Here is a 14,822-nt window from a genome sequence, read left to right as displayed (position 1 = left end):
GTCGCCATCCTGCCGCCCGAAACCGGTCACCTCATGACCGGTTTCTGTGAGAGTTTCTTCGGCGTGCGAACCGACCGGCTGGTGGCCGTCCTCCTGTTGCTGCAACGGCGCGAGCAGGTGACGGCGGCGGAGGTCGCGCGGGAGCTGGAGGTCTCCGAGCGCACCGCCCGCCGCGACCTCGACGCCCTGGCCATGGCCGGGGTGCCCGTGTACTCCACGCAAGGCCGAGGCGGCGGCTGGCGCCTGGTGGGCGGCGCCCGCACCGACCTGTCGGGGTTGACCGCGGGTGAGGCCCGCGCCCTGTTCCTGGTCGCCGGCCCGGCCTCGGCCGCGACACCAGCCGTGAAAGCGGCTCTGCGCAAGCTCGTCCACGCCCTGCCGGAGCCGTTCCGCGTGCAGGCCGAGGCGGCGGCGTCGTCACTGGTGAGGGACCCGCGACAGTGGGGGGCGAACGAGGTGGAGCACCGACCGCCCCGCTTCCTCGACGAACTCCAGGACGCGGTGATCCGCGGCGTCCAGGTGCGGCTCGGCTACATCGACGGCAGAGGCACCGAGACGACGAGAACCGTCCACCCGCTGGGCATCGTCGCGAAGGGCCCGTCGTGGTACCTCGTCACCCGTACCGAGGCCGGCCGGCGGACCTTCCGGATCGACCGCGTGTCGTCCGCCGACCCGACCGACGATCCGGTGAACCGGCCCGAGGACTTCGACCTCGCCGGGAGCTGGCGCGAGATCGCCGACGAGGTCGAACGCAGGCGAACGCCCCTGGAGATCCAGGCGCTCTGCACACCCCACGGCATAGGCATCCTCCGGATCGGACTCGGCGATCGACTCGAAGTGGGAGGCGCCACGGTCGACGGCCGCATCGAGGTCGTCATCCGCGGCCGCGACGAGTACACCCTCGCCGGCGAGCTCGCCGGGCTCGTCGAATGGCTGGAGGTAACCGGCCCTCCGAACGTGCGAGCCCACCTGGCCTCGATCGGCAACGCGCTCGTCGAACGCTACCGCTGAGCTGATCGACTCCCCTTCCCACCCCGCCCACCCTTTCGGCCACTCTCGCGAAACCCCCTACGGAGAAACGGAGTTACGGCGAAGCTGGACGGGAGCCGAGGCCGATCAGGCGGCCGAGGGGACGGCTCGTCATCGGTGGGCGCCGACCGATTCACCGGTCCGCGCCCGTCGGGGGGAGCTCCACCAGGGGAGGGGCACGATGAACGGATCAGGACGGACCAGGCAGTTGGCCGCCCGCTGCGCGGTCGCGGTGGCGGCGGTCGCCATGGCGGCGACGGCGGTACCGGCGCAGGCGGCGGGTGGGGGCCCGCGGACCGAGCAGATCAGCGTCGGCGCGGGCGGGATCCGGGCGAACGCCCAGGCGTTCGGCGAGTCGCTGAGCGCGGACGGGCGCTTCGCGGTGTTCAGCTCGGAGGCCGACAACCTGGTGCCGGGGGACACCAACGGCTACTACGACGTGTTCGTCCGGGACGTCCGCACCGGGCGCACCGAGCGGGTCAGCACGGGCACGGGCGGCGTCCAGGGCAACCTGGCCTCCGTCGGCGGTTCCGCCAGTGCGGACGGCCGGTACGTCGCCTTCACCTCGTACGCCGACAACCTCGTGGCCGGCGACGCGAACGGCACCTCGGACGTCTTCGTCCGGGACCGCCTGACCGGGCGCACCGAGCGGCTCACCACCGGCGACCCGGCCCAGCAGCAGCCCGGCGGCTCCGACTCGCCCGCGATCAGTGCGAACGGCCGCTACGTGGCCTTCGCCTCCGGCCGCAGCGACCTGGTGCCCGGGGACACCAACGGGGTGGCGGACATCTTCGTCACCGACCGGTGGACCGGCACCACCACCAGGGCCACCGTCGGCGCCGACGGGAGCGAGGCCGACCGCGCCTCCACCCAGCCGGTCATCTCGGCGGACGGCGGCAAGGTCGGGTTCATCTCCCGCGCGGGCAACCTGCTCCCCGGGGAGCCGACCCCCGCCGAGAGCGTCTCGGCAGCGTCGGCCGCACCGGCCGGGCAGCGGTTCGCGGCCCGCGCCGGAGCGGGCGACCCGCAGATCACCAAGCCCCGGGTCTACCCCTTCTACGTCCGCGACCTGCGGGCCGGCCGCACCGTGGGCGGCAGTGTCGGCGGGAACGGCGAGCTGACCTGGGCCAACTCGGGGGCGCTCAGCGCGGACGGCCGGTACGCCGTCTTCACCACCAACTCCCCCGACGTGGTGCCCGGCGACACCAACGCGCAGATCGACGTCTTCGTCCGCGACCTGACCACCGGCCGGGTCAGGCTGGTCAGTGCGGCGGCCGACGGCACCCCGTCGAATGGGCCCTCCTACGACGGTGCGATCTCGGCCGACGGCCGGCGGGTGTACTTCTCCTCCTACGCCGACAACCTGGTCGCCGGGGACACCAACCAGGCCGAGGACGTCTTCCGGCGCGACCTGTGGACGGGCGCGGTGGAGCGGGTCAGCCTCGCCGCGGACGGCAGCCAGTCCACCGGCTCCTCCTACCTCGCGGCGATCGACGCGCTCGGGACGTCCGCCCTGTTCAGCTCGGACGACGGCACGCTCGTCCCCCAGGACACCGACGGCCACCCCGACGTCTTCCTCCGCCGGCTCCCGCTGTTCTGACGGGGCCGGCCACGTGCGGTCGGGGGGGGGGGCCCCCGCCCGCGGGCCCCCCCCCCCCCCCCCCCCCCCCCCCCCCCCCCGGGGGGGGGCGCCCCCCCCCCGGGGGGGGGGGGGGGGGGGCCCCCCCGGCGCGCGCCCCCCCCCCCGCCCCCACCCGCCCCCCCGGCCCGCGGGCGGGTCCGGCACCCACCCGGGGCCCCCGCGACGTGATCTGCGTCACATGGTGTCACAGCGATCCTTCCTGCGGTGTCTTGTGCTCGAACCGCTGGAAACGAAGGAGACATCATGGGCGCGAACACCGAAGTGGTCGTCATCGGCGGCGGATACGCCGGCGTCATGGCGGCCAACCGACTGACGCAGCGCGACGACGTGACCGTGACGCTGATCAACCCCCGCCCGGACTTCGTCCACCGCATCCGCCTGCACCAGCTGGTGGGCGGGACCGACAGCGCGGTCGTCGACTACCGGGAGGTCCTGGCCGAGGGCGTCCGACTGGTGGTCGACACCGTGACCACGATCGACGCGGCCGGCCGCGCCGTGACCCGGGCCTCGGGCGGCACGCTCGACTACGACTACCTGGTCTACGCGGTGGGCAGCGGCAGCGCCGACCCGGGCGTCCCGGGGGCGGCCGAGCACGCCTACCCCATCGCCACCCTGGAGGACGCGCAGCGGCTGCGGCCGGTCTTCGACGCCACTCCGGCGACCGCCCCGGTGACGGTGGTCGGAGCCGGCCCCACCGGCATCGAGACCGCCGCCGAGCTGGCCGAGGCGGGCCGCACCGTGACCCTGGCCTGCGGCGGGGTGCTCGGCCCCTACCTGCACCGGCGCGGACGACGCGCGGTGGCCCGGCGGCTCGCCGCGCTCGGCGTGACCGTGCTCGACGGCCCCGGCACCAAGGTCACGGCGGTGACCGGCGACACCGTACGGCTCGCCGACGGCCGCGAGCTGCCCAGCCGGGTGACCGTCTGGACCGCCGGCTTCGGCGTGCCGGACCTGGCCGCGCGCAGCGGACTGAGCACCGACGCCCTGGGCCGCCTGCTCACTGACGAGACGCTGACCAGCGTGGACGACCGGCGCATCGTCGCGGCCGGGGACTCGGCGGCGCCGTCCGGCCTGCCGCTGCGGATGAGCTGCCAGGCCGCGATGCCGCTGGGCGCGCGGGCCGCCGACACCGTACTGAGCCGGATCGCGGGTGAGCAGCCCTCGACCCTCAACCAGGTGTTCGCCGGCCAGTGCATCAGCCTGGGCCGACGCGACGGCATCTTCCAGTTCGCCCACAGGTCCGACGTCGCGCTCTGGTTCCACGTCGACGGCCGCCCCGGCGCGAAGCTCAAGGAGCTCGTGTGCAGGAGCATCGTCAAGCACCTGGCGGGCGAGGCGCGCAAGCCCGGGGCGTACGGCCTGCACCGCGTGTCGGGGGGCGCCAAGCGCCGGGAGCTGCTGCGGGCCGGGCGCGCCGGGGCACCGGCCGTCGCCGAACGCACGGCCTGAGAGCCACCGGCGGACCGAGGCGGCCGGATCCGTGGATCACGACCGGATCCGGACCGCGTATCGTGCGGCCGCGCCCCGACCCCGGGGCCGGCCGCCAGGGAGAAGGACGAGACGTGAACGACCGAGCGACCGACCCGGCGACGGAGACCTTCGTCGCCCACCGCAACCTGCTGTTCACCGTCGCCTACGAGATGCTCGGATCGGCGGCCGACGCCGAGGACGTCCTCCAGGAGACCTGGCTGCGATGGGTCGAGGTCGACCTGGAGAAGGTCGACGACCGGCGCGCCTACCTCGTCCGGATCACCACCCGCCAGTCGCTCAACCGGCTGCGCACGCTGAGCCGCCGCAAGGAGGCCTACGTCGGATCCTGGCTGCCGGAGCCGCTGCTCACCGCACCGGACGTGGCCGAGGACGTCGAACTCGCCGACAGCGTGTCGATGGCCGTCATGCTCGTGCTCGAAACGCTGTCGCCGACCGAGCGCGCCGTCTTCGTCCTGCGCGAGGTCTTCGCCGTCGACTACGAGGAGATCGCGGCCGCCGTCGACAAGACCCCCGCGGCCGTCCGCCAGATCGCGCACCGCGCCCGCCGGCACGTCGACGCCCGCCGCCCCCGCGAGACCGTCTCCGCGAGCCAGACCCGGGCCGCTCTCGACTCGTTCCGGCGCGCGCTCGACAACGGGGACCTCCAGGGCCTGCTGGACGTGCTCGCCCCGGAGGTCGTCCTGATGGGCGACGGCGGCGGCATCAAGCACGCCGCGCCGCGGCCGGTCATCGGCGCCTCGAAGGTGGCCCGCCTGCTGATCGGCGGCCTCGGCAAGAACGAACTCCCGATCGCCGTCCGCCCCACCGTGGTCAACGGCAACCCGGCGCTCCTGATCCACCTGGACGGGGAGATCGACGGCGTGATGGCGCTCCGGGTGGAGGGCGACCTCATCACCGGCCTCTACTACGTCCGCAACCCCGAGAAGCTGTCCCACGTCGAGTCGGAGACGACCCTCACCCTGCGCTGACGGGCCCGGACGGGCGGGGGCGGGGCGGGGCGCGTGGTCCGCGGGCGACGGGCGGGCGGGCGCCGCTCCGTCCCCGCTCCCGCCCCCGGTCACGCCCCCGGTCACACTCAGTGGCCGCAGTTGCAGGATTGTTGGTCTAGACATATACGGACACTCTGGTCCACCATGAGACGCGAACCGGAGGATTACGGGACATGGCCGACACCGCTCACCCCGCTGCCCTCCGTAACCGAGCCCGTCGGCGGGACGTCCCAGGACCGGACGCCCTTCGCAGCGCCCCAGGTCACACCGCCGATCGCGGTCACCCTGCGCCGGCGCGTCCCGGCCCACCCCTGACCACCCGGTCAGACCCACCGCGGGACCGCACGAGCCCGCGCCCCCACCCACTCGCCTCCTCGTCCCCGTACTCCCCCCGACCAGCGGTCACCCTCGGTGGCCGGCCGGTCGCCGGACTCCGAGGAGGTCATCACCGGCCCACCACGGCCGGCCCGCTCGACGAGGAGCGACGATGACGACCAGCCGCACCCACCGGGTTGCGACGGCGGCGTACCTGCGCTGCTACCCCTACGACGACTGGCAGATGGCGGCCCACGCCCACGCGCTGGAGGAGCACGCCCGCCGGCTCGGCCTCGGCGCACCGCGGCTCTTCCTGGACAACGGTGTCTCCTCCCGGGCCATCCAGCCCGAGCTGCGGCGGCTGCTCGCCCTCGCGGCCGTGGAGCGCATCGACACCGTGCTCGTCCCGGGCCGCTGGGTCTTCTCCCTCGACCAGCGCACCGCCGACTCGGTGACCGAGTTCCTCACCGCGGCCGGCACCCAGGTCCTCGAACTCCCCCGCCGCGAGAAGACCGGCCGCCCGCCGCAGCAACGCCGGGTCGACATCATCAGGCCCAGGCCCGACGGGCCGCCCGCCTTCCGGACGCTGTCCTGAGCCCGAACCCCCCGCTCCCCGGTCCAGGACCGGGGAGCTTCGCCGCGCCGGCTCACCCCGCGCCGGCTCACCCCGCGGCGGCGCCGTCCGCCGGCGGCTCCGCGGCCGACAGCTCCACGGGCGGCGTGCCGCCCGTCGCGAGGGCGGCCAGCCGGCCCAACGCGTCCCCCGCGGCGTCCAGCACGGAGATGTGACCGGCCCCCGGACGGGACCAGAGCTCGGCCGTCCGGCAGTGCCGGGCCAGCCAGCGGCCGTGCGCCTCGGGCACGATCCGGTCCTCCCCGCCGTGCAGCAGCAGCACCGGCGCGGTGATCAGCCCGGGGTCGAACCCCCACGGGCTGACGTACGCCAGGTCGTCGTCCAGCATGCCGTCGACACCCGCCTCCAGCCCCCTGGCCGCCACCTCCGCCAGCCAGGCCCACCCGCCCGCCAGCGCGGCGTGGTCGGCCGGGGTGAACATCCCCGGGTCGTACTCGGTCACCCCGAGCTGCTCCTCCAGCGCCGCACGGCCCCTGGTGGCGGCCCGCAGTTCGGACGCACCGACGGGCGCCATGCCGGCGAACCAGTCCAGCCCCGGCGCGTCGAACGGCGCCAGCCCCGCCCCGGAGACCACCCCGCACACCCGCTCCGGCAGCACCGCGGCACACGCCAGCGCGTGCGGGCCGCCGCCCGAGTGCCCCATCACCGCGAACCGCTCCACCCCCAGGGCGTCGGCGACCGCCTCCACGTCACCCGCCGCCGAGGCGACGTCCCGACCCGGCCGCGGAGTCGAACCCCCGTACCCGGGGCGGTCGTAGGACACCCAGCGGACGCCGTACCGGGCGGCCGCCGCGAACAGCGGCCGCGGCGGCGCCCCGACGTTGGGCGTCCCGTGGTGCCAGAAGACCACCAGGCCCGCCTCCGCCCCCTCGTCCCCTTCCTCCACCGCCTCGTACACGTGCAGCGTGCGGCCGTCGGCCAGTCGGAGGTCGGTCTCCGTCGTCTTCACCATGCGCCGAGCCTAGGGCCGCGCGGCTCCGCTGTGACCAGTGGTGATGAGGGATCCTCAATAAGCTTCCGAACCGCCGAGATCCGGTCCGGCAACGCCCCCGGGCCGATCGGCACGCACGTGTAGCCGAGCGAGGCGTAGGCCGCCTCGTGGACCTGCTCGAAGCGCAGTGCGTCCTCGAAGGTGATCAGCCGCGCGTCGGTCGCCTTCACGAAGCCCAGGTTCCGGACGAGGAGGACCGTCCTCTCGTAGACCCGTCCGGCCCGGATCCGTTCCAGCTCACGGGCCAGGGCCGGAGTGACCGGACGGCCGAGAAAGGTGGCCAGGGCGTAGGTGCAGACGGGCGAGCGGTCGTAGATCTGCACGTCACCGGGCAGGGCTGCGGCCTGCTCCTGCCGTCGGCGCTGCAGCTCGGTGATCGCGTCCACGAAGGACGGCTCCGTCCACGGTTCGGGGTCGCCCTGGGCCTGCCGCAAGGCGATGACATCCGTCGCCGCCTCCTCGACGACGGTGTAGCCGTCGCACTCCAGGTGGCGCAGGATCGCCGTCTTCCCCGCTCCGGGGGTGCCCGTCAGGATGTAGCGCTTCATCGTTGCCCCTGTCCTGGCTCGGTGTGGAAGCCACCCGACTCGACTTCGTCGGATGGTGTGATCGGCGATCGCCGGGAGGAAGCGGCGAGGACGCGGTCCGCCCGCGGCGAAGCGCGGGGGCGAGGAGGAGTACCCACTCCATTTGACGGCGTGTCCGGACGCCGATGCCCCGCCAGTCTACGTGGGCCTCGGCCGGAGAGGGCATGGCTCGGGGCCGTACTGGGTACCGTGACTCCGGGTGAGCTGCCGGGCCGGAGCTCCAACGCCGTTGCTTTCCAAGGGAATCAGAGGATCAGATGAGTGTGTCCCTGCTGGTGCCCGTGGTCTGGCTGGCCCTCGCGCTGCTGCCGCTGGGATCCGGGCCGGTGCGCCGGGCCTTCCTCGGCACCCTGGTGGGCCTCTCGCTCTTCGCGGTCGTGATCATCTTCTTCTACGCCCAGGACGCCTCCCAGCGCAGCCGTTGGGACGGCAACGCGGACACCTGGTGGCAGGTCCCCCTGCTCACCGCCGCCCTGCTCGGCCCGGGCGCGATCGTGGCACTGATCCGCCTGGCACTGTCCCGGCCCGCCGGCAGCCGCCGGTAGCCGGCGCGGATCTCCGCCCAGAGCCGGCGCGGGTCGCCGCCGGTCGGCCGCCGACCTCACCCCGGGGCCGGTGCGCTCGCTCTACGGCGGTGAGAAGTCCTGGGAGAACCTGCGCAACGTCGTCGGCTGGGGCATGCTCAAGGGCCGCCCGGACTACCTGCTGGAGGCCGCCGGCAGCGCGCCGATCCTGGTCGTCGGCCGCGCGGCGGGAGCGGGCACGCGCGGCGGGAGCGGGTGGACAATGTCGCCATGACCGACCGACCACCGCACAGGCGGGCCGAACTGTTCACCGGCGACGAGTCGGACGTCCGGTTCAGCACGCCCACCACCGGCGACGAACGCGCCCTGCTGCTCGCCTTCCTGCAAGCCCAGCGGGCCACCCTGGAGCTCAAGTGCACCGGTGTGGAGGCGGAGTTGGCCCGGCGCTCGGCCGCGCCGTCCACCCTCTCGCTGCTCGGGCTCGTCCGGCACCTCGCGGACATGGAGCGACGCTGGTTCCGGCGGACGATGGCCGCGCAGCAGGCGCCGCCCCGCTTCTCCTCGCCGGCCGAGCCCGACCACGACTTCGACGGCGCGGTGCCCGATCCCGCGGTCGTCGCGGAGGCCTGGCGGACCTGGCATTCCGAAGTCGCCTTCTCCGACGCCTTCGTGGCCGCCGCGCCGGACCTCGACCTGGTGGGCGAGGACTCCTGGCGCGGTCAGGTGTCCCTGCGCTGGGTCATCGTCCACATGATCGAGGAGTACGCCCGGCACAACGGACACGCCGACCTGCTGCGCGAGCGGATCGACGGCGCGGTGGGCCTCTGAGCGGCCGGCCGCGGCCCGCCGAGCGCCGTCGTGGGGCATGCCACCCCTGACGCCCCTGGAGTGCAGTGGCCCTGACGCACCGTCATCCGCCTATGATCGACTTCCCCGCCCCGCCTGCACCGGAGAGTCGAACATGGCCGACCAGCGAGTAGTCGTCGTCACCGGCGGCGGTACGGGCATCGGCGCGGCCACCGCCCGGCTGCTGCGCGCCGAGGGCCACCAGGTGGTCGTCTCCGGACGGCGGCCCGAGCCGCTGCGCCTGGTCGCCGAGGAGACCGGCGCGGTGGCGCACCCCTCCGACACCGCCGACCCCGCCGACGTGGCCGACCTCGTGGCGGCGACCGTGGCCAGGTTCGGGCGGCTCGACGGGCTCGTCCTCAACGCCGGCATCGGCCGCGGCGGCGCCGTCGGCGACCTCTCGCTGGCGGACTGGGAGGCCGTCATGCGGATCAACGTCACCGGCCCCTTCCTGCTCCAACAGGCCGCCCTCCCGCACCTGTTGGAGTCCCGGGGTGCCGTGGTCGCGGTCGCCTCGGTGTCCGCGCTGCGCAACGGCGTCGGCAACGCCGCGTACGCGACCTCCAAGGCCGCCCTGCTCCAGCTCTGCCGCTCCCTGGCCGTCGACTACGGCCACCGGGGGCTGCGCGCCAACGTCGTCTGCCCCAGTTGGGTGCGGACCGAGATGGCCGACCGCCGGATGGCCCGGTTCGCCGAGGAGGAGGGCCTGCCGGGCGGCGTCGAGGACGCCTACCGGGAGGCGACCGCCCTCACCCCCGCCCGCCGCCCCGGTGAGCCGAGCGAGGTGGCCGAAGCCGTCGGCTGGCTGCTCTCCCCCGCGTCGAGCCTCGTCAACGGCGCCGTCCTCACCGTCGACGGCGGGGTCACGGCCCTCGACCCCGGCACGGCCGCCTTCGGCTTCCGGATCGACCCCCGCCACGGGGGCTGAGCCGCGGGACGGTGGCCGGACCACCGTCGGCGCGGTCAGTGGGCGGCGCGGTCAGCGGGCGGCCGGGGAGACCTTCGCCAGCGCCGCCGCGCTCTCCTGCCCCGTCAGCACCCGGACCATCGTGAGGTCCCCGCTGATGCCGGGGATGAACCGGCCGGCGGGCCAGCTGCGCCGGTACGACGGCGGGTCGAGGACGAGCGTGCGGACACCGTCCAGGACCGGGATGTCGCCGGGCGTCCCCTCGTTCCAGATCCACGAACCGTCCCCGGCCACCAGATTGAAGGAGCCGACGGTGACCGGCCGCTGCTCCGGCGGCACGTCCGCGGAGCGGCAGGCGTCCACCGCGGCCCGGTCGGGAGCCTCGCCACCGAGGTGCCGCCCGGCGATCAGGACGTGCGCCAGCAGGGTGTGCAGCTGGAAGTTGTCCACCACCCCGCTCATCCGCATCAGGTACCCGGTGCCGGACGGCCGGTCCAGCACCAGCAGCGGCTCCTCGTCGAGCGTCGCCGCCGCGTACGTCAGGCACTTGAGCTCGTGGTGCACCTCGGCGTAGCGGTCCGCCAGGCGCAGCAGTTCGGACAGCGCCCCGGAGTCCGCGAAGGCCCGCCGGACGGCGGCGTGCGAGAGCACCGCGACCGAGGCCATCTCCCACAGGTGCAGGGTCCACCAGGCGGCGACGGCCCGGTGGACCTCGCGGGCCTCCGGTGCGTCCGGGTCCGCCCCGGCGAGCAGCAGCTCCGCCGCCTCGCCCGGATCGGCGTCGTCCTGCGGCTCCGGCAACTCCTCGCCGCCGCCGGCCTGCTGCCAGAGGTCCGCGAACCGCACGGCGCCTTCGAGGGCCTCCCGTACGCCGGTCAGGATCGGCTCCGCGCAGGCCGCCGGGTCGGCGCCGTTCTCCACGCAGGCGCCCGTCGTCACGGCCAGGTAGGCGCGCGGCCACGGCGGTACGGCGGCCAGCATGCCCGCCAGCCTGGGGCCGGCCGTGCTCAGGTCGGCGGGCGCGGCCCGGCCCACGGCCTGCTGGAGGGACCGGAAGGCGGCCTCGAACCCGGCGGCGTCCTCGGCGGCGACGGCCGCCTCCAGCCGGGCGAACTCCGCCCCCAGGGCGGGCTGGAGCGGCTTGCGTCCGGGGCGGTGGAAACTGATTCGATCGAACACCATCCGCGCAGCCTAGAGGCCGCCCCCGACAGCGGATCGGCGGGCCCCGCGCGCGACCGTGCCGTACCGCACCGCCCCGTGGCGGTGCGGTACGGCACGTGCGGCCGGGCCTGCCGCGGCGCCCCGCCGAGGGGCGCCGGACAGGTCACCGGTAGCGGGTCACCGGTGGCAGTTCACCAGTCGCGTGTCACCGGTCGCGGGTCACCAGGCGGACGGCGCCGGCGGGGCGACCACCGGCGGGCGGTCGTCACAGGTGATGGTGTTCGGCAGCTCCCAGCCGGCCAGCCACGGGCCGGTGGTGCCGCCGCCGTCGTTGCCGCCGAGGTCGTTCAGCGCGAACTCCGAACCGGCGGGCGTGAAGTGGAACGTCCCGCAGTTGTTCACGCCGACCGCGCCGACGTTGCGGGCGTCCACGTTCTCGAACGTGGCGGAGCCGGCCGCGCGGGCGCTGACCACCGAGGTGCCGGTGCCGTCGACCTTGATGTCCTTGAAGTGGACGTTGGTGATGGAGTACAGGTCCTTCACCGGCCAGTCGGCAACCAGCATGATCGCGTTGTAGGTGCTGTCGAGGAAGTTGTCCCCGGTCACCCGGATGTCCGCGTCGATGCTCTTGTCCAGTGCGGAGAACCAGATCGCGCCCAGGCCGATGTTCCAGTTCAGCTCGTACGTCCCGGCCCGGACGGTGGTGTTGTCGGTGATCGCCAGCTTCCCGGTGAAGGCCTCCGCGCCGAAGCGGGAGCCCACGTGGATGGCGCTGCCCTCGCGGACGGGGTCGGCGACCAGGTTGTTGGAGACGGTGTTGTCGGTGCCGCCGTAGATCGCGATGCCGTTGGCGAGCACCGGGGTCTGGACGGTGTTGTGGTCGAGGGTGTTGCGCGCGTCCGCGATCTTCTCGGACCACAGGGCCAGGCCGTCGTCGCCGGAGTTGCGGACGAAGTTGTCCTGCACCAGCGAGTCGGTCACCCCGGTGTGGAAGTTGAGGCCGTCCGCGATCTGGTCGGCGATCACGTTGCGGGTGATCCGCAGGTTCTTCATCGGCCCGTCGAACCAGAGGCCCACCTTGGTGTGGTGGATGTACAGGCCGTCGATGCTGGAGTCGCTCAGCGAGCCGCCGATGCCGTTCACCTGGTCGGTGTCGATCCGCTCGCGGACGTCGCCCTCGATCGCGAAGCCGGAGAGGTGGACGTTGCGGCTGCCGCCGGCCGCGGCGTCCTTGCCGTAGAAGCCGACCCCGGTGTGCACCGACCCGTCCGGCGCGGGGGTGGCCAGGTCCACCTGGTGGCCCTTGATGACGGTGTACCAGCTGCCCGCACCCACGATCGTCACGTCGTCGACGACGATGTGACGGTTCACCTGGTAGGTGCCCGGCGGGATGTAGACCTTGAGGTGGGTGCGCTGCGCGAACGCGATGGCCCGGTCGATCGCGTCGGCGGAGTCCCGCCGGCCGGTCGGGTCGGCGCCGAAGGCGAGCACGTTGGCCGCGGCGAGCTCGACGTGCGGCAGGCCGACCACCTCGGAGTCGACCAGGTCGATCACCGTCCAGGCGGCGGTGCTCCCGGCCGGAACGGTCAGCCGGACCTTGTCGCCCGCCCGGTAGCTGCGGCCGAGCAGCAGCCGCTGCTCGTCGTAGAAGTGGTTGGCGCGGAACGGCTTGGCGATCTCGGGCGCCGGGGTGGTGGCGGCCGGCACGCAGCCGCACTCGGTGATCCACCAGTCGGGGTGCAGCAGGCCGGCGTTCGGGTCGTTGCTGAACGGGTACTGGTTGTAGAGCCAGGAGTACTGCGAGGTGAGGGTGGCCGTGGTGCGGTTCTTCCCGTTCACCGTGACGTCCAGCGGCGCGGTGATGCCGCCGCCGCCCGGCGCGTCCGGGATGCTGTACCGCACGGTGAGCGCGTTGGCCGCCGCCGGCAGCGTGAACTCGACGTACTGACCGGGCGCCAGCTTGACCGCCTTGCGGCCGGAGGCCTCGGCGGGCAGCGTGTAGGCGGTACGGTCCGGGCCGATGACCGCGCCGTTGGTGGCCGCGTTCTCCGCCTCCTGCTCGGCGAACCCGACGCGCGCGCCGCGGCCGGCGATGAGCGACGGGTCCAGGCCCGCCCGGGTGACCACCGGCGCCTGGGCGCCGCCCGCCGCCGTGCCCGCCCCGGCGGCGAAGGCCGGGCCGGTCATCAGGACGCCGAGACCGACGGTCGCCGCGGTCACGGCCGCTACCGCGCCGCCGGCCGCCCTGCCGGCGCCCGCCGCCGTCCGCCGCCCGGTCCGGGTTCCTGTGACGTTCCGTGACATCGCTCTGCTCGTTTCTCTCGGGAGGGTGGGGTACCTGGAGACGCTTCGAGGCACCGCGAACGCCATGAAGGTGAGGCGACAGTAGGGCCCGCATGCTCCACTCCACAAGACTTCTGCCAATGACTTGCGTTCGGGTGTCACAAAAACTCGACACCATCGCCGTTTTTTGCACCGCTCTGCGCGCTGCGAACCCCCGCCGACGTGGCCGGTCGGGCCCCGGCCTGCGACATCGTCCGCCGCGGCCATGCCAACGGCCTGATCCGGGCACCACCCTGGCGCGCCACCGCCACCAGGCGGGGCCCGGTGACGGTCCGGGCCCGGTGACGGTCGCCGGACGCGACGGGCCGCGCTACCTCACCCGGCCCCACCACCGGGGGCGGTGTGGTCGAGGACTGCGGCGACCACCGTCGCCCAGTCCGCGCGCTCGACCCCGTGGCCGGCACCCTCCAGAACCAACAACCTTGCTCCGGGCACCTGTTCGGCGAGCGCCTCACCGTGGCGGAGCGGGAACATCGGATCGGCGGTCCCGTGGATCACCAGCGTGGGCACGGCGATCGAGGACGGCGACGCCCCGGAGAGCCCGCCGCCCTCCAGCAGGTCGTGGTTGCGGGCCGCGGCGAAGTCGCGCGCACGCTCGACGTCGCGACGGACGAGACCGCGGACGGCCGCCTCCTCGAACGGGCGCCGACCCCCCGCCAGCACGCGCGCGTAGGCGACCAGGTGGTCGACCACCGAGTCGGCATCCGACCAGTCGACGTGCGCGGTCGACACGAACCGCGTGAACTCCCCGGTCGGCGGAGGAAGCTCCCCGCCGCCCGGCACCGCGCGGGACGTACTGATCAGGACGAGGGAGAGGACACGATCGGCGGCGTCCAGCGCGAGCAACTGCGCGAACGCCCCTCCGGCCGAGACACCCACCACGTGCGCGGCCGGGATCCCGTGGGCGTCGAGCACCCGGGCCGCGTCACCGACCAGGTCCGCGCCGGTGTACCCGGGGCGGCCCGGCTCGTAGGTGACCGAACGGCCGGTGTCGCGGTGGTCGTACCGGATCACGAAGCGCCCGCCCCCGGCGAGCAGCTCGCAGAAGCCCTCCTCCCACCAGAGCATCGAGGCCCCGGCGCCCATGACGAGCAGCACGGGCGGATCCGCCGGGTCGCCGAACGACTCGACGCACAGCTCGACGCCGTCCGTCACGACCACGCGCTCGGGCATCGCCGCGCCTCCTCTCCCGTCCCATGGTGCCCGGCCGCCCGAGAGCGGGCCGCAGGCTCGCCGCCGACCGGCGCCTGGGACCCGGCCGCCCGCGACCGAGCCGCCTCGGCTGCCCCGATATCACGGATGAGTCCCCCAGCGCGGAGAATGCCCCCACACGCGGCGGGCACGCGAGTGAAGGTGTCGTCGC

The 14,822-nt window shown here is 74.2% G+C and carries 14 protein-coding genes; 9 read left to right on the top strand and 5 right to left on the bottom strand.

The features are described from left to right. Positions 1 to 63 precede the first annotated feature (63 nt). The 5 genes from ACFTWP_RS10475 (at position 64) to ACFTWP_RS10455 (ending at position 6,061) form a co-directional block, all read left to right on the top strand. The gene (locus ACFTWP_RS10475) at positions 64 to 1,011 is read left to right on the top strand and encodes a helix-turn-helix transcriptional regulator (RefSeq protein WP_380263987.1); all 948 of its coding nucleotides are present in this window, start codon (positions 64 to 66) and stop codon (positions 1,009 to 1,011) included. Between the two features lie 199 nt (positions 1,012 to 1,210). After that, positions 1,211 to 2,629 (top strand): hypothetical protein, encoded by a 1,419-nt coding sequence (locus ACFTWP_RS10470; protein ID WP_380263986.1) that lies wholly within the window; start codon positions 1,211 to 1,213, stop codon positions 2,627 to 2,629. Between the two features lie 285 nt (positions 2,630 to 2,914). Further along, positions 2,915 to 4,120, top strand: coding sequence for an NAD(P)/FAD-dependent oxidoreductase (locus ACFTWP_RS10465; protein ID WP_380263985.1), 1,206 nt, complete (start codon positions 2,915 to 2,917; stop codon positions 4,118 to 4,120). A gap of 113 nt (positions 4,121 to 4,233) precedes the next feature. Next, positions 4,234 to 5,130, top strand: a complete 897-nt coding sequence (locus ACFTWP_RS10460; protein WP_380263983.1) for an RNA polymerase sigma-70 factor — start codon at positions 4,234 to 4,236, stop codon at positions 5,128 to 5,130. A gap of 508 nt (positions 5,131 to 5,638) precedes the next feature. After that, entirely contained in the window at positions 5,639 to 6,061 is a 423-nt protein-coding gene (locus ACFTWP_RS10455; RefSeq protein WP_380263982.1) for a hypothetical protein, read from the top strand. A gap of 67 nt (positions 6,062 to 6,128) precedes the next feature. Here the strand turns inward: ACFTWP_RS10455 and ACFTWP_RS10450 are convergent, their stop codons facing one another. Together ACFTWP_RS10450 and ACFTWP_RS10445 are read right to left on the bottom strand one after the other, a co-directional pair. Then, on the bottom strand, positions 6,129 to 7,052 hold the full coding sequence (locus ACFTWP_RS10450; protein WP_380263981.1) for an alpha/beta fold hydrolase: 924 nt from the start codon (positions 7,050 to 7,052) through the stop codon (positions 6,129 to 6,131). Then, positions 7,046 to 7,639, bottom strand: a complete 594-nt coding sequence (locus ACFTWP_RS10445; protein ID WP_380263978.1) for an AAA family ATPase — start codon at positions 7,637 to 7,639, stop codon at positions 7,046 to 7,048. The genes ACFTWP_RS10450 and ACFTWP_RS10445 overlap by 7 nt, the downstream gene beginning before the upstream one ends. A gap of 296 nt (positions 7,640 to 7,935) precedes the next feature. Between ACFTWP_RS10445 and ACFTWP_RS10440 the strand changes: the two genes are divergently transcribed. The 4 genes from ACFTWP_RS10440 to ACFTWP_RS10425 all read left to right on the top strand — a co-directional run bounded on the left by ACFTWP_RS10440 (position 7,936) and on the right by ACFTWP_RS10425 (position 9,976). Then, positions 7,936 to 8,223, top strand: coding sequence for a hypothetical protein (locus tag ACFTWP_RS10440; RefSeq protein ID WP_380263977.1), 288 nt, complete (start codon positions 7,936 to 7,938; stop codon positions 8,221 to 8,223). A 70-nt stretch (positions 8,224 to 8,293) separates the two neighbouring features. Beyond that, on the top strand, positions 8,294 to 8,476 hold the full coding sequence (locus tag ACFTWP_RS10435; protein WP_380263975.1) for a hypothetical protein: 183 nt from the start codon (positions 8,294 to 8,296) through the stop codon (positions 8,474 to 8,476). Next, complete coding sequence (locus ACFTWP_RS10430) at positions 8,473 to 9,030, top strand: DinB family protein (protein WP_380263974.1); 558 nt, start codon at positions 8,473 to 8,475, stop codon at positions 9,028 to 9,030. The genes ACFTWP_RS10435 and ACFTWP_RS10430 overlap by 4 nt, the downstream gene beginning before the upstream one ends. A gap of 133 nt (positions 9,031 to 9,163) precedes the next feature. Continuing rightward, positions 9,164 to 9,976, top strand: coding sequence for an SDR family NAD(P)-dependent oxidoreductase (locus tag ACFTWP_RS10425; RefSeq protein ID WP_380263972.1), 813 nt, complete (start codon positions 9,164 to 9,166; stop codon positions 9,974 to 9,976). Positions 9,977 to 10,027: 51 nt separating this feature from the next. On the opposite strand, the gene ACFTWP_RS10420 is transcribed toward ACFTWP_RS10425, so the two are convergent. The 3 genes from ACFTWP_RS10420 to ACFTWP_RS10410 form a co-directional block, all read right to left on the bottom strand. Beyond that, positions 10,028 to 11,137: a hypothetical protein gene (locus ACFTWP_RS10420; protein WP_380263970.1), complete on the bottom strand. Its 1,110-nt coding sequence runs from the start codon at positions 11,135 to 11,137 to the stop codon at positions 10,028 to 10,030. Positions 11,138 to 11,335: 198 nt separating this feature from the next. Then, a complete protein-coding gene (locus ACFTWP_RS10415) occupies positions 11,336 to 13,420 on the bottom strand; it encodes a glycosyl hydrolase family 28-related protein (RefSeq protein ID WP_380263969.1) in 2,085 nt (694 codons plus the stop codon). 354 nt (positions 13,421 to 13,774) lie between these two features. After that, complete coding sequence (locus ACFTWP_RS10410) at positions 13,775 to 14,632, bottom strand: alpha/beta fold hydrolase (protein ID WP_380263968.1); 858 nt, start codon at positions 14,630 to 14,632, stop codon at positions 13,775 to 13,777. Between the last annotated feature and the right edge of the window lie 190 nt (positions 14,633 to 14,822).

The organism is Kitasatospora sp. NPDC057015, assembly GCF_042673745.1.
In the GTDB taxonomy this organism is placed as follows: Bacteria; Actinomycetota; Actinomycetes; order Streptomycetales; family Streptomycetaceae; genus Kitasatospora.
Note: the sequence above shows the minus strand (reverse complement) of the source record. Positions and strands in the feature narration are given on the sequence as shown.

Bases quoted from the DNA above. Each gene is read 5' to 3' on its own strand.
- ACFTWP_RS10440 (WP_380263977.1), top strand. From the start codon at position 7,936: ATGAGTGTGTCCCTGCTGGTGCCCGTGGTCTGGCTGGCCCTCGCGCTG.
- ACFTWP_RS10415 (WP_380263969.1), bottom strand. From the start codon at position 13,420: ATGTCACGGAACGTCACAGGAACCCGGACCGGGCGGCGGACGGCGGCG.
- ACFTWP_RS10470 (WP_380263986.1), top strand. From the start codon at position 1,211: ATGAACGGATCAGGACGGACCAGGCAGTTGGCCGCCCGCTGCGCGGTC.
- ACFTWP_RS10465 (WP_380263985.1), top strand. From the start codon at position 2,915: ATGGGCGCGAACACCGAAGTGGTCGTCATCGGCGGCGGATACGCCGGC.
- ACFTWP_RS10420 (WP_380263970.1), bottom strand. From the start codon at position 11,137: ATGGTGTTCGATCGAATCAGTTTCCACCGCCCCGGACGCAAGCCGCTC.
- ACFTWP_RS10455 (WP_380263982.1), top strand. From the start codon at position 5,639: ATGACGACCAGCCGCACCCACCGGGTTGCGACGGCGGCGTACCTGCGC.
- ACFTWP_RS10410 (WP_380263968.1), bottom strand. From the start codon at position 14,632: ATGCCCGAGCGCGTGGTCGTGACGGACGGCGTCGAGCTGTGCGTCGAG.
- ACFTWP_RS10425 (WP_380263972.1), top strand. From the start codon at position 9,164: ATGGCCGACCAGCGAGTAGTCGTCGTCACCGGCGGCGGTACGGGCATC.
- ACFTWP_RS10450 (WP_380263981.1), bottom strand. From the start codon at position 7,052: ATGGTGAAGACGACGGAGACCGACCTCCGACTGGCCGACGGCCGCACG.
- ACFTWP_RS10445 (WP_380263978.1), bottom strand. From the start codon at position 7,639: ATGAAGCGCTACATCCTGACGGGCACCCCCGGAGCGGGGAAGACGGCG.
- ACFTWP_RS10430 (WP_380263974.1), top strand. From the start codon at position 8,473: ATGACCGACCGACCACCGCACAGGCGGGCCGAACTGTTCACCGGCGAC.